The 21,191-nt window shown below is 62.9% G+C and carries 12 protein-coding genes; 3 read left to right on the forward strand and 9 right to left on the reverse strand.

What is annotated here, in order from left to right:
* Nucleotides 1-44 precede the first annotated feature (44 nt).
* On the forward strand, nt 45-773 hold the full coding sequence (locus HHL22_RS14915) for a head GIN domain-containing protein (RefSeq protein ID WP_169532138.1): 729 nt from the start codon (nt 45-47) through the stop codon (nt 771-773).
* A 22-nt stretch (nt 774-795) separates the two neighbouring features.
* On the opposite strand, the gene HHL22_RS14920 is transcribed toward HHL22_RS14915, so the two are convergent.
* The 5 genes from HHL22_RS14920 to HHL22_RS14940 all read right to left on the reverse strand — a co-directional run bounded on the left by HHL22_RS14920 (nt 796) and on the right by HHL22_RS14940 (nt 7,819).
* Entirely contained in the window at nt 796-1,500 is a 705-nt protein-coding gene (locus tag HHL22_RS14920) for an SAM-dependent methyltransferase (RefSeq protein ID WP_169532139.1), read from the reverse strand.
* A gap of 66 nt (nt 1,501-1,566) precedes the next feature.
* Nucleotides 1,567-2,385, reverse strand: a complete 819-nt coding sequence (locus tag HHL22_RS14925) for an alpha/beta fold hydrolase (protein ID WP_169532140.1) — start codon at nt 2,383-2,385, stop codon at nt 1,567-1,569.
* A 177-nt stretch (nt 2,386-2,562) separates the two neighbouring features.
* Complete coding sequence (locus tag HHL22_RS14930) at nt 2,563-3,159, reverse strand: hypothetical protein (protein ID WP_169532141.1); 597 nt, start codon at nt 3,157-3,159, stop codon at nt 2,563-2,565.
* Nucleotides 3,156-4,349: a glycosyltransferase gene (locus HHL22_RS14935; protein ID WP_169532142.1), complete on the reverse strand. Its 1,194-nt coding sequence runs from the start codon at nt 4,347-4,349 to the stop codon at nt 3,156-3,158. Before HHL22_RS14935 ends, HHL22_RS14930 begins: the two co-directional genes overlap by 4 nt.
* 107 nt (nt 4,350-4,456) lie before the next feature.
* Nucleotides 4,457-7,819 (reverse strand): TonB-dependent receptor, encoded by a 3,363-nt coding sequence (locus HHL22_RS14940; protein WP_206680727.1) that lies wholly within the window; start codon nt 7,817-7,819, stop codon nt 4,457-4,459.
* 437 nt (nt 7,820-8,256) lie between these two features.
* On the opposite strand from HHL22_RS14940, the gene HHL22_RS14945 reads away from it, so the two are divergent.
* Nucleotides 8,257-9,156, forward strand: a complete 900-nt coding sequence (locus HHL22_RS14945; RefSeq protein WP_169532144.1) for a YicC/YloC family endoribonuclease — start codon at nt 8,257-8,259, stop codon at nt 9,154-9,156.
* Between the two features lie 299 nt (nt 9,157-9,455).
* Nucleotides 9,456-10,001, forward strand: a complete 546-nt coding sequence (locus HHL22_RS14950) for a hypothetical protein (RefSeq protein ID WP_169532145.1) — start codon at nt 9,456-9,458, stop codon at nt 9,999-10,001.
* Between the two features lie 124 nt (nt 10,002-10,125).
* On the opposite strand, the gene HHL22_RS14955 is transcribed toward HHL22_RS14950, so the two are convergent.
* From HHL22_RS14955 to ruvA, 4 genes are all read right to left on the reverse strand, one after another.
* Nucleotides 10,126-11,898, reverse strand: coding sequence for a VanZ family protein (locus tag HHL22_RS14955; protein ID WP_169532146.1), 1,773 nt, complete (start codon nt 11,896-11,898; stop codon nt 10,126-10,128).
* 158 nt (nt 11,899-12,056) lie between these two features.
* Nucleotides 12,057-12,437 (reverse strand): glycine cleavage system protein GcvH, encoded by a 381-nt coding sequence (gene gcvH, locus HHL22_RS14960; protein WP_169532147.1) that lies wholly within the window; start codon nt 12,435-12,437, stop codon nt 12,057-12,059.
* Nucleotides 12,438-12,575: 138 nt separating this feature from the next.
* A complete protein-coding gene (gene sov / locus HHL22_RS14965; protein ID WP_241738106.1) occupies nt 12,576-20,282 on the reverse strand; it encodes a T9SS outer membrane translocon Sov/SprA in 7,707 nt (2,568 codons plus the stop codon).
* A gap of 144 nt (nt 20,283-20,426) precedes the next feature.
* A complete protein-coding gene (gene ruvA, locus HHL22_RS14970; protein ID WP_169532148.1) occupies nt 20,427-21,032 on the reverse strand; it encodes a Holliday junction branch migration protein RuvA in 606 nt (201 codons plus the stop codon).
* Nucleotides 21,033-21,191: the final 159 nt, after the last annotated feature.

The raw sequence follows: 21,191 nt of genomic DNA on the forward strand, positions 1-21,191 counted from the left end.
CGGCAGCGCCGTTTGAAGCGCAGCTTGCTTTCGAAAACCTACTCATGATAAAATACCTAGCCCTCGCCGCCCTGCTGAGCGCCGGCGCGCCGCTGGCCGCCCAGGCGCAGGCTGCCCCTGCCGGCGCCACCACCCAAGTGCGCCAGGTAGCTCATTTTCGGGGCGTGCGGGTGGGGGGCAGCATCAGCCTCACCCTCACGGCCGGCCCCGCGCAGCGCGTGGAAGTGAGCGCCGCCACGGCCGAGTTTGTAGCTAACATTCGCACCAAGCTCGAAGACGGCATCCTGATAATCTCCTACGATGACTTGCTGGAGCGCGACGACCGCAAGCTGATGAAGGCCGACCACAAGCTGCAAGCCACCATCACGGCCGATTTTCTGACCTCCCTGGCCGCTACCAGCGGCGCCAAGGTGCAGGCCAGCGGCAACTTCGCCGCGCCCGACTGCGTGCTCGACGTGACGGCCGGCGCCACGCTCACCGCCACCGACCTGGCGCCCCAGGTGCTGGTGGTGCGCGAAAACGGTGCGGCTACCGTCACGCTCGCCGGCACCGCCCCGCGCCTCGACGTGCGCGTGAGCGGCAGCTCGACCTACGAGGGCCAGCAGCTGCTGAGCGAGCGCGCCCAGATAGAAGCCAACGACAAGAGTACCGCCCGCATCGCCGCCAGCAAGGAGCTGCTCGTGGAAGCCAATAGCGGCTCGACGGTGCGCTACTACGGCTCGCCCACCGTGTCGCGCGATTTGAACGGTGGCAGCCTCAGCAACGCGAAATAAGCACTTTGGGCCTAGGCTGGTTTTAGCGGCCTAGGGCAAACACGGCCGGGCGCTTGTGCAAGGCCGGCAGCTCGGGCAGGCGCCGCCACTCGGCCACGGGCAGCGTGCGCAAGTACTCGGTAGGCGCCGTGAGGTCGGCGGCGACGCACAGGCGGGTGGCGGGCTGCAAGTGCGTTAGCAAGTCGCTCAGCAGCTGGTCGTTGCGGTAGGGCGTTTCGATGAACAGCTGGCTTTGGTCGAGGCGGGCGGCGTCTTTTTCCAGCGCCTTGAGGGCTGCCAGTCGGCCGGCTTTCTCGATGGGCAGGTAGCCGTGGAAGGCGAAGCGCTGCCCGTTGAGCCCCGAGCCCATGAGGGCCAGCAAGATGGACGACGGCCCCACCAGCGGCCGCACCACCAGCCCCAGCCGGTGCGCCTCCTGGGCCAGCGCCGCGCCGGGGTCGGCAATGCCGGGGCAGCCGGCCTCGCTAAGCACGCCGGCCGCGAGGTTGCCGGCCAGCAGGGGGGCTAGGGCGGCCTTTACCTGCGCGGGCGTGCTGTCCTTGTCAATCAGCTCGAAGCGGATTTGCTCGATGACGCGGTGCGGCGCTACCTCCTTCACGAAGCGGCGGGCCGTGCGCAGGTTTTCGACCAGGAAATAGGGCAGCTCGGCCACGGCCGCCACCACTTGCGGCGGCAGCACCTGGGGCGCGGTGCCGTCGGCGAGCGGCGTGGGCAGGAGGTAAAGCATCTCTATTTAATTATGAATTAGCAATGAGCATGACGCATTATTTATTGTGCTGCTTGCTAATTGTGCTCATTGTGGCTTACTCATAGTGGCGAAGTTGCGCACCAGCTCAAACACCTCCTGGGGCTTCTCGGCGTGCACCCAGTGGCCGGCGTCGGGCACGGTGGCTATCTGCGAGTTGGGGAAAAGCGCGGGGATGCCGGTCAGCTTGTCCTCGGCCGTAATGTAGTCGGAGGTGCCGCCGCGGATGAAGAGCGTGGGCTTGAGGAAGGGCTGGGCGCTGGTAATTTCTTCGCCAATGGCGGCTAGCTCGGCGGCCAGCACCGGCAGGTTGATGCGCCAGGCAAACGAATTATCCTCGCGTCGGTACAGGTTTTTGAGCAGAAATTGCCGCACGCCGGGCTGCCGGATGTGCTGGGCCAGGGCGGCATCGGCTTGCGCGCGGCTTTGCAGGGCGGTAAAATCCACGGCTTGCAGGCCGGCCACGATGTCGTCCTGGTGCTCCATGTTGGAGAAGCGCGGGGCGATGTCCACCACCAGCAATTGGGCCAGGCGCGCGGGCTGGGTGAGGGCCAGGGTCATGGCCACCTTGCCGCCCATGCTGTGGCCCAGCAGCGTGAGGCGGGCGGGGTCGAGGGCCAAATGGTCGAGTAGGGCGGCCACGTCCTGGGCCATGAGGGCGTAGCTGTGGGCGGGCGAATGGAACGAGCGGCCGTGGTTGCGCAAATCCACGCTCACCACGCGCAGGCCGGCCTCCTCCACCCAGCGGCGGGCTAGGGTCTGCCAGTTGTCGAGGGTGCCAAAGAGGCCGTGCAGCAGCACAAGCGGCGTGGCGGCCGGGTCGCCTTGGTCGAGGTAGTGGAGGAGGGGAGCAGAGGATTCAGCCATGCGGCAAAGGTCGGAGGTAGCAGGAAATCGGTAGCAACTAGGGAAGAAGTAAAAAGGTGGTCATGCTTATCTGGCGTTCGCTTGCCGAAGCATCTCTCCCAAAGGACACCATAGGGGCGCGATAGAGATGCTTCGCTCGCGCTCAGCATGACTGCCTTTTTGGCCAGGCGTTCAGCCTTATACCCAGGCCCAGGCGCGGTTTTTCTCGTCTACCCGCACCCCAAACTCGCGCAGGTAGTTCACCAGCGGCCGCATGTTGGGCAGCATGAGCGAGGTAAGGATGAGGTCGCCCTGGGGTAGGGGCAGGCGCAGGTACTCGTAGCGGCGCCAGAACACGCCCGGCCAGCGGCAGCGGTGCCACTCTACGGGGCCGGGGCCGGGCCAGCCCTGGCGGCCGGCGTCGTAGGCCAAGGTGCCGTGCAGCGCCACTTGCAGCTGGCCCTGGGTGGGCACGAAGAGCAGCTCGGTGGCCGCGTTGCGGGTGTAGTAGCGCAGGTGCAGCAGCAGGGCCGGGGCCGCCAGGGCCACCACTGCCCCCAGCAAGCCCCAGGCCAGCCAGCGCTCGGTGGCGCTGCCACCCAGCAGGTTGGGGCCGGCGGCGGCCAGCCCCGCCGCGATGGCCAGCACCGGCCAAGCTAGCAGCGAAATCTGCTGCGTGATGGTGGGGCGGTAGAGCGTGGTTTTGCGCGAAAAGAGGCCTAGGGCCCAGCGCAGCCCCGCTAGCGCCAGTATCAGCGCTACGGCTACTTCCAGCAGCGAACGAAGGACTCTCATGAGGTTAACATACGGAGGTAAACTGCCTGGAAGGCCGCGCCCACCGCCGGGTAGCTGAACTTGGCCACCGCGCGGCTGCGCATGGCGGCCGCGCTGAAGCGGGCCGGTGCCGCCAGCGCCTGCGTAAGGGCCGCGGCCAAAGCGGCTTCGTCGCGCGCGGGCACCAGCAGCCCTAGGGTGCCGTCGTCGGGCAGCAGCTCGGGCACGCCGCTCACGCGGGTAGCCACGGCGGGCAGGCCGCTGGCCTGCGCCTCAATAAGCACGCAGGGCAGGTTTTCGTAGTTGCTGAACAGCACGAACACCGCCGCCCGGCGCATTTCGTCGGCTACTTGCGCGGGCGTCAGCTTGCCTAGAAACTCTACAGTGCCGTCGGCCAGCAAGCCCAGCTCGGCGGCCAGCTGGTGCATGGCGGCTTCGGCCGGGCCGTAGCCGGCTATGCGCAGGTGCAGGCCCGGCAGGGTAGGGCGGACGGCGCGCAAGTGGGCCACCGTGCGCAGTAGGCCGCTCAGGTTTTTGGCTGGCTCATTAAATGCCGCTACATTCAGCAGGCCGGTGCGGGCCCTAGGGTCGGCGGGCAGGTAAAAGAGGTCGGTATCGACTACGTTGGGGATGACGACGGTGTGGGCATTGACGCCCCCTAGGGCCGCCAGCGCCCGGCGTAGGTCGTGGCTCACGGGCGTGTAGGCGGCGGCGCCGCGCACCAGCCAGCCGGCCAGCCAGCGCCGCACTAGGCCCAGGCGCCAGGCATTGGCAGGCTGAAAGATGGTCCAGTTTTCGGTAATCAGATAGGGCCAGCCGTGGCGCCCGCGCAGCCAGCGCGCCAGCAGCGCCGTCCGAAACAGGATGTGCGCGTGCACCACGTCGGGCGCGGCCCCGCCCCAATGGCGCCGTACGGCCCGCCGCCCGCGCCCCATGGCCAGCAGCCACAGCCCCAGCTTCAGCAGCTTATCCAGCGGCGCCCAGCCACTCGGGCGGGCGCGGTAGTAGTAGCGCCAGGTGGGCACCGGGCCGCCCAGGTCGTGGTCCTCGGCCAGCCAGCCCGCCACCGGCCCGCGCGCCACGGCTGCGAACACCACCGCCGACTCGATGCCCGGCTGCCGGGCGATGGCCGCCACGTGCCGCGCCACGAAGTCGCCGTCCTGGTCGTCGTAGCGGTGCGGGTACCACTTGGGCAGGTGCAGAATTCTCAAGGCAAAAAGCGAAGCGCGGTAACTACCCGGCAAAAGTAAAGCCTGCTCCGGCGGGAGCAGGCTTTACCAGCGGTGCGGGCCCTAGGGCCCCAGCCCGGCCGAAAGGCCTAGAACAGGTAGCGCACGCCCAACTGCCCCTGCCAGCGCGAGGCCAGCTGGTCGATGGAGTAGGTGGCGGGCTGGCTGAAGGTGAAGGCCGGCGTGTTGTAGGTGCTGGCGCCGTAGGTGGTGCTGAATGCGCCGGCCGAGTTCACGAAGCCCACCTGCGAGAGGCCGGTGCCCAAGGTCGAGTTGAACGTGTTGGGCACGTAGTACTGGCGGCCCCAGCTGTTGTTGAGGAAGTTGCCCACGTTCTGGATGTCGAACGACACCTGGATGGCGTGGCCCTGGGGCACCTGGCCGGCCTCGTTGGGCTGCAGCTTGCCGATTTTGGCTTCTACCATCAGGCGCACGTCGGTTTGGTTGTTCCAGGGCGTGCGGGCGGCGTTGCGCTCGGCATACTGGCCGCGGCGGGTGCTCAGGTAGGGGTCGTTGCTGATAAAGCTGTTCAGCGCGGCGTACTGGGCGCCGTTGTTTTCCAGGGTGTAGGCGGCCGTGCTGCTGGTGCGGCTCACCAGGGCAATGTCGGTGGGCGAGTTAGGGATGTAGGCCAGCTGCACGTTCTGCTGGCCGTTGCCCAGGAAGTTGTTGTTATACACCCAGGTATAGGGCGAGCCGGCGGCGTAGGTAGCTACGGCCGTGAAGTAGCCCGTGAAACGGCCGTTGTTGGTGCTCTTGTGCAGGTTCACGGTAGCCACGAAGCGGTGGCGCAAATCGAAGTTCGAGTAGGCCAGGGCCGGGTTATTCACGTTCAGGGCCGGGTTCAGCTCCCAGTTCGATTGGGGCGAGTTGCGGATGCCGTTGCTGATGTCCTTGCTCACGCCGTAGGTGTAGGCGGCCGTCACGTCCAGCAGGTTATTAAGCGTCTGGCCTACCGAGCCGGTGAACTGGTAGCGGTAGCCCTGCTGGGTGTTGGTGAGAAAGAAAGCGTTCGAGAAGCCATTATTTACCCGAGTAGACGCGCTGGTGGCGCCGGGGAAAGTGTAGCCCGCGTAGCGGGGGCTCTGGGTAGGGCCGTTGGCGAAGTAGGTCACGTTGTCCACCAGGTTGATGTTCTCGAAGCGCACGTCCTGCAAAGTCTTGGTGTACAGGCCTTCGAGCGAGAAGCGCGTGCCGCTGGCAAACTTGAAGTCGAAGGCCAGCGACGAGCGCCACACCTTGGGCATCTTGAAGTTGTTGTCCACCAGGTTTACTTCCGTCGTGTTCTGGGCCGAGGCCGGCAGCTGGCTGTAAATCTGGTTGGGGTTCTGGCTCAGCTTATACACCGTGCCCGCGCCCGTGCCGGCCGGCTGGCCCGCCGCGCCAACGGTGCCGTTCTGAATGTTGTTCAAGTCCACCGAGTTGAAGTTCACGCCGTTGTTGTAGTAGGCGTAGCCGAACCAGGCAAACGGCACGCGGCCAGTGAAGAAGCCTGAGCCGCCGCGCACCACGAACGAGCCGTCGCCGTTCACGTCGTAGTTGAACCCTAGGCGGGGCGACACCTGCAACTGGCCCAGGTACTGGTTGTTGAGGTCTTGCCAGGGCGTGTGTGAGTAGGTTTGGTTGAGGGTGCGGGCGTCGTTCTGCGGGTCGTTCACCAGGCCCGTGTTTAGGCTGGGCTTGGTGGGCAGCGTGGCAATATCGAAGCGCAGGCCGGGCGTGATTTTCAGGCGGTCGGTCACCGTCCACTCGTCCTGCACGTAGGCGCTCAGGAAGCTGATGTTGAACGCGGCCGAGGGATTGTTGAAGTTGTACTCGTACGAGTTATCCGTCTTGTTGTAGGTACCGCGGATGCGGCTCGGCATGTCGTTCAAAAACTGGTTGACGTTGTTGTACTCGATGCGCCCGTTCCAGGAGTTGATGAAGCCGTAGTCGATGTGGTAAAACTCATTGTGCGTGCCCACCGTCAAGGCGTGCGCGCCGGTGTAGAAGGTGAAGTTATCGGTTACCTCAAACGTCTTCTGGCGCTGGTTGAAGATGCTCGCCTCGCGGTCCGAGCCCAGCAGAATCTGGTTCGAGCCGGCGTAGTAGGTGTTGGTGCCCATGGTGCCCACCGTGGTGCCCACGTTGTTAATCTGCACCGCCGGAAACAGGCTGCTCTGCCCGTACAGCAAGTCGCGGTAGTCGTGGATGTTGGTGTAGCCCAGAATCAGGTTGTTGGCCAGCGAGTTAGTGAAGTTCGACTTCACTTCCAGCACCGTCGAGTTCTGGATGTTGTGCTGGTTGTAGTCCTGCGAGCCGAACTTAAACAAGCTGCCCGAGCGCTCCAGGTTCGAAGCCACCGACGTGATGAAGTTGTGACGCAGCGTGATGCTGGTCTTGTCGTTCAGGTTGAAGTCGAGGCGCCCAAACAGCTTGTCGCTGTTGGCGTAGATGTTGTAGTCGCCGTAAGCCCCGACGTTGTAGCCGTAGGTGTTTTGCAGCTTGGCCGAAATCACCTGGGCCAAATCCAGCGTCACGGGCGAGCCGGGCTGGCCCGCGCCGAAGAACTGCGGCTCGGTGCGGCGCGAGGTTTCGCCGTTCACGAAGAAGAACAGCTTGTTTTTGAGTATTGGCCCCCCTAGGCGGAAGCCCTGCTGGTTGTCGCGGTACGAGGCCCCAATCTTGCTCAGGTTGCCATCCACGCTCTTGCCCGTAATGGCCTGGTTGCGGCCGTAGGCGTACACCGAGCCGTGGAAGTCGTTGGTGCCCGAGCGGGTCACGGCGTTCACCGAGCCGCCCGTAAAGTTGCCCAGCTTCACGTCGAACGGCGCCACCTGGGCCTGAATTTCTTGAATGGCATCGAGCGAGATAGGGTTGGCGCGGGCCGAGCCGCCGGGCAGGCCGCTAGTGCCGCTCTGGCCCCCTAGGGAAGGCGAGAAGCCGATGGCGTCGTTGTTCACGGCCCCATCAAGCGTCACGTTGTTGTAGCGAAACGACGAGCCCGCAAACGAGCCATTGCTGTTGCGCGGGTCGAGGCGCGTAAAGTCCTGGATGCTGCGCGAGATGGTGGGCAGCTGCTGCAGGGCGGCGCGGCCCACGTTGGTGCCGGCGCCGGTTTTGGTGGCCTGGGTGCTGCCCACTACCACTACCTCGTTCAGGGCCTGGGCCTCGGCGGCCAGCGTCACGTTCAGCTTGGCCGTGTTGCCCAGCGTCAGGGTGATGTTGCCAATAGTCTGCGGCTTGTAGCCCACGTAGCTTATCAGTACCTCATAAGGCCCGCCGGGGCCGAGGTTCGGGATGGTAAAGCGCCCGTCGGGCTCGGTGGTGGTGCCGCGCTTCACGCCGGTGGGCACGTTGGTAGCCACCACCGTCACGCCAATCAGCTCCTCACCTTTATCCGACACCACCTTGCCGCTGATGGCCGAAGTGGTGACCTGCGCCGAAGCCAAACGGCTCAGCAGCAGTAACATAAAAAGAACTGCCAAGCGCAAGGCAGTTCGGGGTTGCGTAAGCGTGTGCATGTAGAAAGGGGTTTGGTCCTATTCGACCACAAAGGTCCCCTTCATCCGAGCCCCACCGGCTGGCTTCAGGTTTATCAAATTGTTGGTAATAAGGAAGCTAGGTAACATTGCAGTAATCTGCCAGCCTAAGCGTCTAGCCCTCAGTAGCCCGCCCAGGCCCTAGGGGGCAGTAGGGGCGGGGCGGGGACTCGCCCCGCCCCCATGCCGACCGCGCAACCGCCATAAGGCTAGCTTTGCGGTTATTGGCCTGCCGGGGCTCCTAGGGCTCGTTCAGTAAGCTGGGCAGTTTACCGGGTAAATCCCCCCGTTAAGCCAAAACTACCCCGTTCCGCCCGCCAGTAAGCTCAACTTTACACCACGATTCGCCGCTTAGCCGGCCCCTCCCCATGCTGCTTTCCATGACTGGCTTCGGCCAGGCCCACCGCGAAACCGACCACTACGCCGCCACCGTCGAGCTGCGTTCGCTCAACTCCAAAACCCTGGATTTGAGCTTGCGCCTGCCGCGCTTCCTGCAAGCCCACGAGCTAGAAATTCGCCAGCAAATCACCAAGGCCCTGCTGCGCGGCAAGGTCAACTTCAGTTTCGACTACACCCGCGCTGCGAGCGCCGCCGGTCCCGCCGCACCCATCAACCGCGAGGCCCTAACCGCCGCCTTTGCCGAGCTTAAGGCCGTAGCCGAGACCCTAGGGGTACCCGCCGGCGAAGAAACCCTGCTGGCCGCCCTGCGCCTACCCGGCGTGGTAATGACAACCGCCGATGTCCCGCCCACCGACCAGGCCGCCGAGCCCACCTGGGTTGAGTTGCAGCCGCTACTCACGCAGGCCCTGGCCGCCATGCAGCAGTTTCGGCACGACGAAGGCCAGACCCTACAGCGCGAAATCCTGGGCTACATCGCCACCATTCGGCAGCAATTGGCCGCCGTGGAGCTGCACGACCCCCAGCGCATTGAGCACGTGCGCCAGCGCCTGCAGGCCCACCTGGCCGAGCTGGTGCAGCACGAGCAGTTCAACGCTGCGCGCTTCGAGCAGGAAGTCCTTTACTACATCGAAAAGCTCGACATTGCCGAAGAGAAAGTGCGCCTGGCCGCGCACTTAGACTATTTCGAGCTGGCAATCCAGCAGCCCGATGAGGCCGTAGGTAAAAAGCTGGCGTTCCTGGCCCAGGAGATTGGCCGCGAAATCAACACCATTGGCTCGAAGGCCAACGATGCCGTGGTGCAGCACTTGGTGGTGGGCATGAAGGAAGAACTTGAAAAAGTTAAAGAACAACTCAACAATATCTTATAGCTAACTACAGTAAGGCAACTGTAGTACTGTAGAGATTAGATTTTGTATTTTTCATATAAAATAAAATTTATTTGGTTGAGCTTAAAAGAAATAACTCTGCCATTAAAAGTTTAAATAATGTGACATAATAATTTGACTAATAGTCAAATATTATAAAAATTGTTGCATTGAGCTGTGTCATAGCGCCAATATTTTCAATTTCAGTAGTTGATTAGCAGTTGCATTTTAGTTGTAACTTAGTCCCAGTGAAGCAGTATAAGTAATTATTCAAAAGCTAGTCGCTTACTTTTCCCCATCTTATGAAAGCACTATTACTCCTGTTGCTGGTCGCCAGTACCAGCTTGCTCATGGCAGCCCGCCCGGCTTCCGAGATAGAGCTGATTAAGAAGCGGGTGCTCAGCGAGCGCGTCGAGCTGCTCATTCCCAAGGGTTTCGAGGTAATGACTGAGCAGCAGATGGACTTTCAATATGCCCACGCCAACAGCCGCCCCAGCGTGGTCTTCACCAACAATAACCTGGTGTCGCTGTCTTTTAACTATTCCGACAACGAGGCCGACCAGGACATGGTGGAGGTGTACGAGGCCAACTTCGCCAAGGGCTACCACAAGCAGTATAAGGCCGCCACGTTCTTCAGCGAAGGCGTGAAGGAAGTGAACGGCCGCAAGGTGGGCTTTATCGAGTACATGAAGCCCGAGATGGGCCACGAGGTGTACACGCTGGTATTCTTCACCGACGTACAGGGCAAGCTGCTCATCTGCACCTTCAACTGCGCCGACCGCCAGAAGCCCGAGTGGGAGCCGCTGGCCAAGAAAATCATGGCTTCGCTGAAAGCCAACAACGGCTAAAGCCTAGGGTACCGGACGTGTTTTATAGGGTGCTAAAGTGTTATGAGTTAGCGTTGAATGTTTATAAAGGGTTAAATTAAAATAAGTTACATTACGAGTAAGAATACCAAAAAGCCCCGGCCGGTTATCGGCCGGGGCTTTTTTCGGGCCTAGCCCCTTGCTGGTCGAGAAAGTCGCGCACCAGACCATAGGCGCCCGCAAAGCCCGCCAGCGAGAGCGCGGCCGGTTGGTCGCGCACGTCGTGGTAGGTTTGGCTGCCGCCGCGGGTGTACATAAAAAAAGCCGGCACGCCGGCTTCCGAGAAGGGAAAGTGGTCGGAGTTGGCGGCCCGCCCCCTGGCCGTGAGTTTGGGTAGGTAGTGGTGTGTATCGTTGAGGGCCACTAGGCGCTGGTAGGCAGCTTCGTATACGCGGCCGTTCACGATGGTGGCGCCCTCCTCGCCGGTGCCCAGCAAGTCGAGGTTAACCAAAAACTTGATGCGGGGCAGCGGCAGCAGCGGGTGCTGCACGAAGTAGGACGAGCCAATCAATCCCGCTTCCTCGGCCCCAGATAGCAAAAAGGCGACCGAGCAAGCCGGCCGGTTTTCGGGGCGGGCGTAGTGGGCGGCCAACTCCAGCAGCAGCGCCACGCCGCTGGCGTTGTCGTTGGCGCCGGGGAAGTAAGTATCCTTGCCCATCATGCCGAGGTGGTCGTAGTGGGCCGATACTACTAAAAAGCTATCGGGCTGCGTGCTGCCGCGCACCACGGCCGCCAGGTTCTGCGTCTGGTAGTTGCGCAGCAATTGAGCGTCGAGCTGCAGATTTAGTAGCGCAAAGCGTTGATGTTGTTCGCCAAATTGCCACACTGGTAATTTCTCTAAGCTCTCAATGCGAATGGCTGGACTAACCGTGGGAGCAAGCGAAGCCGTTAGCTTAGGCACTAGTAGCACACGATTAGGTAGCGAATCCAGATAGTGCTGTAGCGGCAGAGGTAGCTTAGCAAGGCGCGCTTCATCGTGAGCCGCTAGTACCAAAAACGGCTTCGCTAGGCGTCCCTCTGACCGTCGGGTTGACCCTAGGGCATCAGCAGCTTCTTTGAGTAGCGCATCTTGCCACGACGGTTGGGAGAAAATCGAACTGTCGAGCCGTATGGCAAGAGCCGTAAGCGGCTTACCCAGCGTACCAGCCGATTCTGGCGCCGCAATAAAATCAGTGCCCAGGTGCAGCTTATGAGCTGGAGAGTTACCAGTAATTGACGATACGTTTAGGGTTGCTTTGTTTGGAAACGTGTTCACGTCCAGCGTAAACGGCTGGGTGTAGTCGGGCGCTAGGGGCTGCAAGCCCAGCTGCCGCAGGCGCCCGCGCAGGTAGGCGGCGGCCAGGTGCTCGCCGCCCTGCACGTAGCCGCGCCCGTGCAGGCTAGGTGCGGCCAGCTCCGCAATGGTGCGGCGGGCGCGGGCGAGGTCGGGCGCATCGGGGGCGCTGGGGGTGGCCGGCTGGGCAGTGGCCCCTAGGGCCGCTAGTAGCAGCAAGCTCGCCGAAGCTGCCAGCCGGCGGCGCCCCACACCAATGACTAGCAGCGCCAGCACCACGCCGATGCTGTCGCTCAGCAAATCTGACCACTCGGCCTGGCGGCCCAGGTGCATGGCGTATTGCAAAACCTCAATGAGGGCGCCTAGGGCCACGCCGCCCAGCAGCACCAGCAGGCGCGGGCGCAGGGCCCAGGTTTGCACCCACGGATAAGCCAGCAGCGCCAGCAGCCCAAATACGCCCGCGTGGGCCGCCGTGTCGAAGGAAAGTAGCTTCCAGGCGGGCGTTTCGGGCATGTCGGCGGCCGGCGTCAAGGTTAGCACCAGAATGGTTATCGTCCAGACGAGGGTAGGGTAGGGGCTACTGAATAGCTTTTGGAGTAGCTTCATAACCAGCAGGTAGGGGGGCTAAAAGGCCGCCACGCCGCCTAGGCCTGCCCCAGGGCCGCCGGGCCAGCAGCGCAGGGCTACCGGCTTCGCAGCCTCGGGGGCGGGCCCACGCGGCGTGGCGGGTGGGATGGGTGAAAAAAGAGCTGGGTGGCGGGCGGCTACGCGCCCACCAGCTCGGTGTAGGCGTCGGCCGTGAGCAGGTCGGCCAGCTCGGCGGGGTTGCTGAGCTTGAGCTTGATAATCCAGCCGTCGCCGTAGGGGTCGCTATTCACAGTTTCGGGAGCGTCGGCCAGCTTGGCGTTCACTTCCAGCACGGTGCCGCTCACGGGGCTGAACAGGTCGGAAACCGTCTTGACGGCCTCCACGGTGCCAAAGACGTCGTGCTGGCTGATGTCCTTGTCGAGTGTGTCCACATCCACGTACACAATATCGCCCAGCTCGCGCTGCGCGTGGTCGGTGATGCCGATGGTGGCCGTGTCGCCGTCCACGCTAATCCATTCGTGGTCCTTGGTGTAGTGCAGGTTAGCGGGGGTATTCATGCAGGCGGTAAATGAGGAGGTGAGTAAATGGGTAAAGTGGCCGGCGGGGCCGGACTAATTGCTGGCGCGTCGCAAAAGTAAGGGCCGGCCCGGCCCCCGCCGGCCATTCTGCCCATTTACTCACCTCCTCATTTACCCCTACTGCAAGCTGTAGCGCAGCTGCAGGCCGCCCTCGGTGGTAGCGTTGCGGAAGGCGTTGCTGACGCGGGGCTGGGTAATAGTTTGGGTGAAGTAAAACTGCAGGTTGAGGCGCGTGTTGAGCAGGTAGTCGATGGTAGGGCGCAGCTGCACCGTGAGGGCACCGTTGGTGACCTGGCTGCTCGAAATGCCAACGGAAGCCGGGTTCGAGGTGGTGGCTTCCTGCGGGTCTACCACGTTGATGACGCTGCGCTGCACCGTATAGTTGTCGCGGATGCTCATATCGAGGCGGGCCGAGAGGTTGTTTTTGAGTACCCGCTGCTCGCCGCCCACCCGAAAGGGCAGCTTGACGCCCCGCGCCGCGTAGCCGATGCCAATAATCAGTTCGGTGGTGTGCAGTTCGGTTACCTGGGCGTTGGTGATGTTGAGGGCAATGGCGCGGCTGCTGCGGTACTCGGCCCGGCCGCTTACCGAGTTCATCGTCTGGAAGTTGACGCCTACCAGCGGGGCCAGACTCTCCAGGAAGCTCACCTGCCCAATCACGTAGTAGGGTACGTACTGGCCGGTGGCGTTCAGCAGGTAGGGGATGCCGCCCACGCCGTTCGCAAACTCGGGGTACTGGTCGTAGTTGGTGGTGGTAGTGTAGCTGCCTAGGTTGTAAACCGACGAGTAGGCGTGGTTGATGACGAACGAGCGGAACACGTCGCGCAAACCCGGCAAGTCGGCCAGCGTGCGGTATTCCACTGTCCAGTTGGGCAGCGGAATCAGGGCGAAGGGGTCGAACTTCTTGGCCTGGTAGTCATTCGAAGTGCGGCCCCAGTACGCATCCAGGAAGGCCGGCAGCAGCACATCCTGCGAGTTGTAGCTGAAGTAGCCGGTGGCCGGGCCGCTAGCCGGCGTGTTGGCCTGCTGCAAACGGTCTTGCACCACCGCCCGGTTTTGCACAAAACGCTCGAAGGCCTTGCTGATTTCGCCGTTGGCGCTCAGGTCGCCGAAGAGCGACTTGATGGTGATGGTGCTGACGCTGTACGAGCCGGTGCCCAGGGCTTGCGAGGGCGCGTTGTGCAGGTCGTTGTAGGGCGTCAGCAGCCCTAGGGTGCGATAGGCGGCCGAGGTCGTGTCGATGGCGTGGCGGTAGTAGGCCTCGGCGTTGCGAATCTTCTGCCGGCGCAAATCGAGCTGAATGTTGAAGCCGCGGAAGGGCTCCAGGGCCGTGCGCGCCGTCAGGTTTTCGGTCAGGATGTTGGAGAGCGGCGTATTTAGGTACTCGCTGCGCTGGGTGTACCAGCCGTTGCGGCTGGCCAGGGCGTAGAGGGCGCTGGGGTCGTACTGCTGGCCCAAAATGAACCCTAGGCCCGGCGCGGCAAATTTGGGGCTGAAGCCCAGGTACTGCGTGCCCGGCAGGTAGCCCGGCAGCAGCGTGCCCGTGCTGCGGGTGTAGGTAAAGTTGAGGGTGCGCGCCGTCATAATGGCCCGCAGCACCGCCTTCACGAAGCGCAGCGGGTCTTTGCGGGCCGTGTCGGGCGCCGCGGGCTGGGGGCGGGTTGCTACCGGCGTCAGGCTGGGGTTGTTGGGGTCGGGCGGCGGCGGACGGTTGATAACCGGCGCCGGCGCGTTGTTGATGATGTTCAGGAACCTCACCTTGTTGTAAAGCTTCACCAAGTCAATCTTGCCGTTGGCGCTCAGCTCGGCGTTGTTTTGAATGGTATTGCCCAGGTTAATCTTCACTGAGGCCGTATCGGTGGGGTCGGGATTGAGTATGTTTTTGGGGTTGGGCGCGCGCAGGGCCGTGCTGGCCGCCTGCCAGGTGAAGTGGGCCGCGTAGCGCGTGTCGGCGCTCAGCCAGTCGGTGAGCGGAAACTTATCCAGCGGCAGGCGGTAGGTGAGGGCGGCGGTTTGGTTGAAGTTGGTGGTGCGGCCGCCGCGCAGCAGGTTTTCGCGCAGCATCATCTGGTTGCGCTGGGCGTCGGGGCTGTCGCCCACGCTGCGCCCTAGGCCCTCGTCAATCACCCCGCGGTTGGTGGCGGTGTAGTCCAGGATGAGCGCTTTGGTGAGGTCCCACTTCAGGTCGTAGATGCGGTTGATGTAGAACGACTTGTAAAATACGCCCGCGTCTATAGCGGTGGGCAGCTGGCCGGGCTCTACCACGCGCTGTAAGAATCGCTCGTTGTAGCGCCGGTCCAGGTCGGTGCGGAAGGCGAAGCGGGAAGGCAGGGGCGAGAAGTTGACTTCCTTGAATATTTTCAGGTACGGGTTGTCCAGCGCCTTCACTTTGGCCAGGGGCGTGAAGCTTTTGGGTTGGGTTTGGTACACGTAGGCCAGCGCCGCCGTAAACGAGCGCGTGTAGTCGCGCTGGGTGTTGATGTCTGAGTACATCCGCTCGGTGATGGCGTAGCTGACGGCCACGTTCTCAATGTCCCAGGGGTGCACTGCGGTTTGGGTGGGGCTGCGGTCTTTGCGCACGTTCAGCAGCGAGAGGCTGCGGGTGCTGGTGCGCGTAATCACCAGGTCGCGGTAGGCCGCCGCAGCGGCGCTATTATCACCAAACTTGGTCAGGCTTTGGTCGAGCTTGGTATCGGGGTTGAGCGGGTCGTACTGCGGGGCGCGGGTTTCGCGGCCCACCTGCACCAGCACCGGCACCCGCAGGCGCAGGGCCGTGGGCAAAAACTTGTCGGCCGCCACGGTGGCGTTCAGGTCGCCGCGCAGCACGTCTTCCGTCGAGCGCTGCTGGGCCTTGTCCTGCAAGCCGCCGAAGCCCACGCCGATAAACGAGCCGGTGGCCGTGATGTTGGCCAGGTCGGCCAGCTTCACGTTGGCGCGGGCGTTGGCCGCCCAGCCGCCCTGGCTGTCGAAGTCAAACACCCGGAACTCATCGGCCCACAGCGTCACGGTTTTATCGCTGGGGTCGGTGCTCACTGGGTTCAGCACGCCAATCATGCAGCCCTGCACCTGCGAAAAGTCGGGCTGGCCCACGATGGTGATGGTGGCGCCGCTGGGCAGCGTCTTCACGTAGGGTATGGTGTACTGCGGGTTATTCTGCGAGTTGCGCTCGGTCTTGGCGTCGATGAAGTCCTGCAGCGCCACGTCAATGCTGTTTTCATCGTACCAGATGTCGCTCTGCGCCGTGGAGCCCTGGGGCGTCAGCCGCAGCGGCAGCGAGTACTCGTAGTAGTTCTGGCTGTAGTCGGTGCCGATGCGGATGAAGGCCCGCACGTCGCCGCTGTGGGTGTTGGGGCTGCTGCTTTCGCCGTGCAAGTACATGCGCAGGCGCTTGTAGCGCAGCAGGTTGGTAGACAGGTTTTTGTAGGCGCCCTTACCGTAGCCGTCGCGCAGGTTCGTTACTACCAGGCGCAGGCTTTGCTCGTTCTGCTGGCGCGATACGGCCGTCGAGCCGTACTCAATGTCGCGCTGAATATTGGGCGGCACTACGTACGGAATCACCGGCGTGCCCGTGATGGCGGCCGGCCCGTTTTCCTCCACGCTCACCGTCGACACGTCGAAGGCATCGGCGTCGGTGGTGGTGTTCAGGTTACCGCCGGTGTTCTGCGGGTCCACGATGGTGCTGAGGTAGCGGCGCCACTGGTTGGCCACGAACTGGGGCTGCACCATGCGCAGCACCACCGGCTGGCGCCAGCCGGTCATGTACATGCGCACGAAACGGATATTCTTGAAGCCCACGATGTTGCCCTGCGTGCGCCGGTTGGGCGTGCGAACGGGTACCCGGAACTGGTACCAATCCACCGACTGCGAAGTGCCGCCCGTGGCGCTGGGGATGTTGGCCGTGATGCGGTCGGTCACGAAGCCCTGGCTGGCCAGCTGGCCCGGCTGCAAGTCGATGGTGTACTCGTAGTAGTTCTCGCTGTTTTGCACCACGTTGTCGCGGTTCAGGTCCTCCTTATCGGGGTAGGCCGTGGAGCTGAGCTGCGAGTTCTCGGGCGAGTTGCCTTCGTAGTTATCGTAGTTCTTGTAGCGGCCCAGCAGCTGCACGTTGCCCGCGTCGTAGCTTGGGTCGAGGTAGTGGCGGAAGTTGTCGGCCGAGGGGTCGGCCAGCGTGGCGTAGATGGGGGCCACCGTGCCAAACTGGCTGGGGTAGTTGCCGAAGTAGGCTTGCTCGCCCGCGTCATTGTAGCCATCTAGGCCCACGTCCTGCACTGCCCTAGCCCCCGGCGTGGCGTTAAAGGCATCGGTGAGGAACTGCTGGGTAGTAACCTGGCCCCACGCGGTGGGCGTTACGAGTTGCGCGGGGTTGGCGTCGGCGGGCGTGGGCAGGCCGTTCTCAAACTCGTGCTGGTCTTGGTCGGCCAACACGTCCTCGCTCACGTTGCCCAGGTTTATCACTAGCCGCCCGCCCTGGATGTTGTTGTCGTCGTAGGTGCGGATTTTGTTGGGGTCGGTATTCAGGGCGGCGGCCAGGCCGGTGGGGCCCGTCGTGAAGGGGTCCATCAGCCAGAACTCCAGGTACTCCACGTTCGAGTTGTCGAAGTCGGTATCGAAGGTGATGCCGCGCGAAATGCCGCCGTACTTGCCCAGGTAGTTGGTGGGCGCCGTGTTGGCAAAGTGCACCCCGTCGCCCTGAATGTCGGGCGTGTAGTTGTAGGGCCCGCGCTCCTCGGGGTAATAGGCCATGTCGAAGGTGTACTCGAAGCCGTTGCCGGTAGCACCCAGGTCGCGGTTCGGAAACACCTCGTTGCGCGGAATGCCGCGCGTGTAGTTATTGGCCAGCGTGGTAGCCGCCAGGCCACCCGCCACCGTGCCGCCGGTGTAGTAGCTCTGGTCGATGGTGTACCAGGCCAGCTTGGCGCGTTGGTAGCCATTGGCCAAGGTGCTCAGCCCGCTGCCCGCGATGGGGGCGGGCGTGGCCGCCAGGCGCCAGGCCGGTATTGAGGCCAGGCCCCCTAGGGCGTAGGGCGTGCGCGCATTCTCGAAGTCGTCGAGGTAGCTCACCCCGTTTTCGCCCCGGCCCAGCTGCGAGCGGCCCGCAATCAGTTTGGCCACCTCGCCCGTAAAGGCCACCGTCGAAATCTCCTTGGTGGAGATGCCCGGCAGCGCGTCCACCAGCTTGGTGAGCACTCGGCTTTCCTTGCGCAGGCTGATGTCGGCGCCCAGAATGGTATTATTGGCTGGCTCGTCGCCCACGTTCACGCGGTTGATGCCGGGCGCCTGGTTTTCCAGAATGTGCATGGCCGTGGCGCCCAGCAGCACATCTTTGCTCAGGGCAAAGTCGAAGCGGGCCCCCAGGAGCTTGCGCGGCTGCACCTGCACCAGGGCGTTTTTCTCGAACTGCACCCGCAGCTCGTTGGCCGAGTTCAGGTAAGCCGCGTTCAGAATCTTGACTTTGGCCTGGTCGTAAAACACCTGGTAGTCTACGCCCTCGGTCAGCAGGGTGCTGCCTGCGTACACCCGCACCGAGCCCTGCGCCACCCCAATGCCGGGCAGGTTAATCTCGTCGGTGCTCACGCCCTGGTAGCGCCCGCGCAAGTAAAACTTGTCCTTGGTTTGCTGCTGCTGGGCGTCGCTCTGCGTTTGGTTGTAGAGCGCCGTATACACGTACTTCTGGGCCAGCAGCCGCTCATTAGCCGCCTGAGCGGCCGATACGGCCTGCCGGGGCGGGTCAGTAGAAGCTACCCGCGCCACCGTATCGAACTGCGCCTGCAGGTAGCTGCCAAACGGCTGCACGCTCGGAAAAATAATCTTCCCCAGGTCGGGGTCAATCGTAATTCCCGAGAAGTAGTCGAAGTTGCCGTCGGGGTTGCGGTCGTTGTTGGCGTTCACCCTATCCAGCCCCAGCACCTGAATCAGCGGCACGTTCTGAATCTCTAGGCCCTCCTTGAGTGAAATCAGGTCGACGCCCGTAATGTCGTCTTTGTAAATGAGTTGCAGCTGGAAGTTGTCCCGGTTGATTTGCGACGTGTTCAGCGGGTACACGTTCTTCATCATCAGGTCCCAGGTCGGCGTGTTGCGCGTGGCCAGGTTCGGGTTGGCGGGGTTCACGCTGGGGTCGGCCGTGTTTACACCGGGGTTAGTGGCCTTCAGCATCTTCAGGTAAATCACCTGGTTCTGGTCGGCGTTGCTGGCGTACTCGCTCTGGGTTTCGCCCACCGTGTACGACTTGCCGTTGAACAGATACTCGTAGCTCACGGCTAGCACTTGGTCGGGCAGCAGGGTCGTGTTCAGGTTCACGTATCCCAGCTGCGCGTTGAAGGTGTACTCGGTAGGCGTCAGCTTGCGGGCCCGGATGCGCTCGTAGTCCAGATTCTTTACCAGCGACACGGCGCCGCCGGGCGGCGCCAAATTGGCCAGAAAGCCCTCTACCTGCAAGTTGTCGCGCGAGGCGCTGCCGCCCCCAATCAGGGTCGAGTACAAGTAGTTGGCCGAGTTCTTAGCCGGCGAGGCCACCGTGGCGGTGCTGGCGCTGTTGTAGAACTGCGGCCGGTAGAGGCGTTCGCGGCGCGGCTCACCCAGGTCTTGCAGGGCCACCACGTTGCGCAGGTTATCGGTGGTGCGGTTGTCGTTGGTTATCCACACCTCCAGGCGCCGAATCTGGATGCCGCTCGACAGCGTGGGCAGCCCGCGCAAGGCCAGGTCGTAGCGGTCGCGGAAAAACTGCGACAGAAAGAAGTGCCGGTCGCGCTCGTACTGGCTGGCTTTCAACTCAAACGTGCGGCTCTGGGCGCCGTTCTGCACCCGCACCTCGTCCTGCGAGCCGCGCAGGGTAGCCGCCACCGTCGTCACCCCCAGGCGCCCAAACTGCATTTGGGCCTTGGCGCCAAATAGGTTCGAGCCGCCCGTTATCAGCGAGTTGTTCAGAGGCATGCTCACGTTGCCCAGGTCCAGCTTTCGCAGAATGTCGGTGGGCTGCCCGGCGTAGTCGAACTTCATTTGGTTGTCGAAGTCGAACGCCGCCTTGGTGTCGTAGTTGAACGTGAGCTTGAGCTTGGTGCCCACCTGCCCGCTCAAGCTCAAATTCATGTTCTGGTCGAAGATGAAGTCGCCCACGCTCTGCTGGCGCAAAGTCAGGGCCGGGTTGCGGTTCACGTTGAAACGCGCCCCGGCCTTCAGCGTGAGCGAGCCCGCCGGCCGGATGTCCACGTAGGAGCCCCCGAAAATGCGGTCGGCCACGGGCCCGAGGTAAATCTTAGGTATCAGGCGCTGGGCCTGCGGGCTGCCGGGAGCCGCCGCCGTGGCCGCCACGCCCCCTAGGGCCTTCTGGCGGTAGTAATCGGTAATGGCCTGCCGCTCCTGATAGCGCAGCAGCTCCTGCTGTGAAATGGTGCTAGGGTCGCGGTAGTTGACGCTGGAGCCGGGCGCACCCACGGTTTCGCGTACGTCGTACTGCTTGAGGCTGTCGCCGGTGGGCGTCACTTGCAGCGTCACGTTTTTGGGCAGCGGTAGCACCAGCGGCGAGCGGCGGCGGCCCGGCGCAAAGCGGCTACCGGCTCGGTCGCGCACGGTGCCCACTCGCGGGCGGGTGCTGGGCTTGTAACGGCCCGTGTCGCCAGGGCCGGCGCCGGGCCTAGGGGCAGTTTGCAGCGGGGCAGTTTGCAGGGGCAACCCCAGGCGCGTAGCCCACGTATGCCAGGCACCTACGCTGTGGCGGCCTGCCGCACCCGCTCCCTCGATGCCTAGCAGCACCGACGCGGCCACTGCGGCCGTGAGCAACACGGCCGGCGTAGCAGAGGTGAATTTAGCAGAGAATAAGTACTTCAAGCAGAAGGTAGTAGCTGTTGGCTTTCAGCTGGTAGCTGTTAGCACACGTTCCAGAGGTGAGAATAGCGACGCGGGCAGCGCCAAGTAGCTGCCCCGGTTGGCCGGGCGCAAGTAGCTAACAGCCAGCAGCCATCAGCTAAAAGCTTAATTGGATTTCAGGGCGAACTTGATTAGCGCTTCTACGCTCAGGTCCGGGCCGTGCTTGTGCTGAATCTGGTCCAGCGTCTTCTCGGCGGCGGCCCTGGCGAAGCCGAGCATAACCAAGGCTTGCAACGCTTCCTGGCGGTGCGTATTGTGCTGCTTGGCCAGCGGCACGGTTTCGACGCCGGCCTTGGCCAGCAGCTCGTCCTTGCGCAGCTTATCCTTGAGGTCGAGTATCACGCGCTGGGCCGTTTTAGGCCCCACACCCTTGATGCTCTGAATGGCGCGCACGTCCTCGTTCACAATGGCCTGGCGAATCTCGCCCACCCCCATGCTGCTCACCATATTGATGCCCGTGCCTGGCCCAATACCCGACACCGATATCAGGTGCAGAAACAGCGCTTTCTCGTTAGGGTCTAAGAAGCCGTAGAGCGTTTGGCCGTCCTCCTTAATGTGCTGGTAGGTGTACACCTTCACTTTTTGGTCTTCGGCGGGCAGCTTGGCGTAGGTGGCCAATGAAATCTTGACTTCGTAGCCCACGCCGCCGGTGTCGATAATGGCTTGGGTGGGGTCTTTATAAGCGAGTTTACCGTCGAGGTAAGCAATCATAAGAGCAGAATAGGTAGCGCACTAAGCGCGTGGAATAAGGCGCTTGCCACTCCAAATCTACTTCCGCGTAGTCCAACTCGAAAGCCCAACCGCCCGGCCGCGCGGCCTTGGGCGGCCCCTAGGCCCTGCTTTTGCGTAAACGCCAGGCACCAACTTTTT

Source organism: Hymenobacter polaris (assembly GCF_012927305.1).
Taxonomy (GTDB): domain Bacteria; phylum Bacteroidota; class Bacteroidia; order Cytophagales; family Hymenobacteraceae; genus Hymenobacter; species Hymenobacter polaris.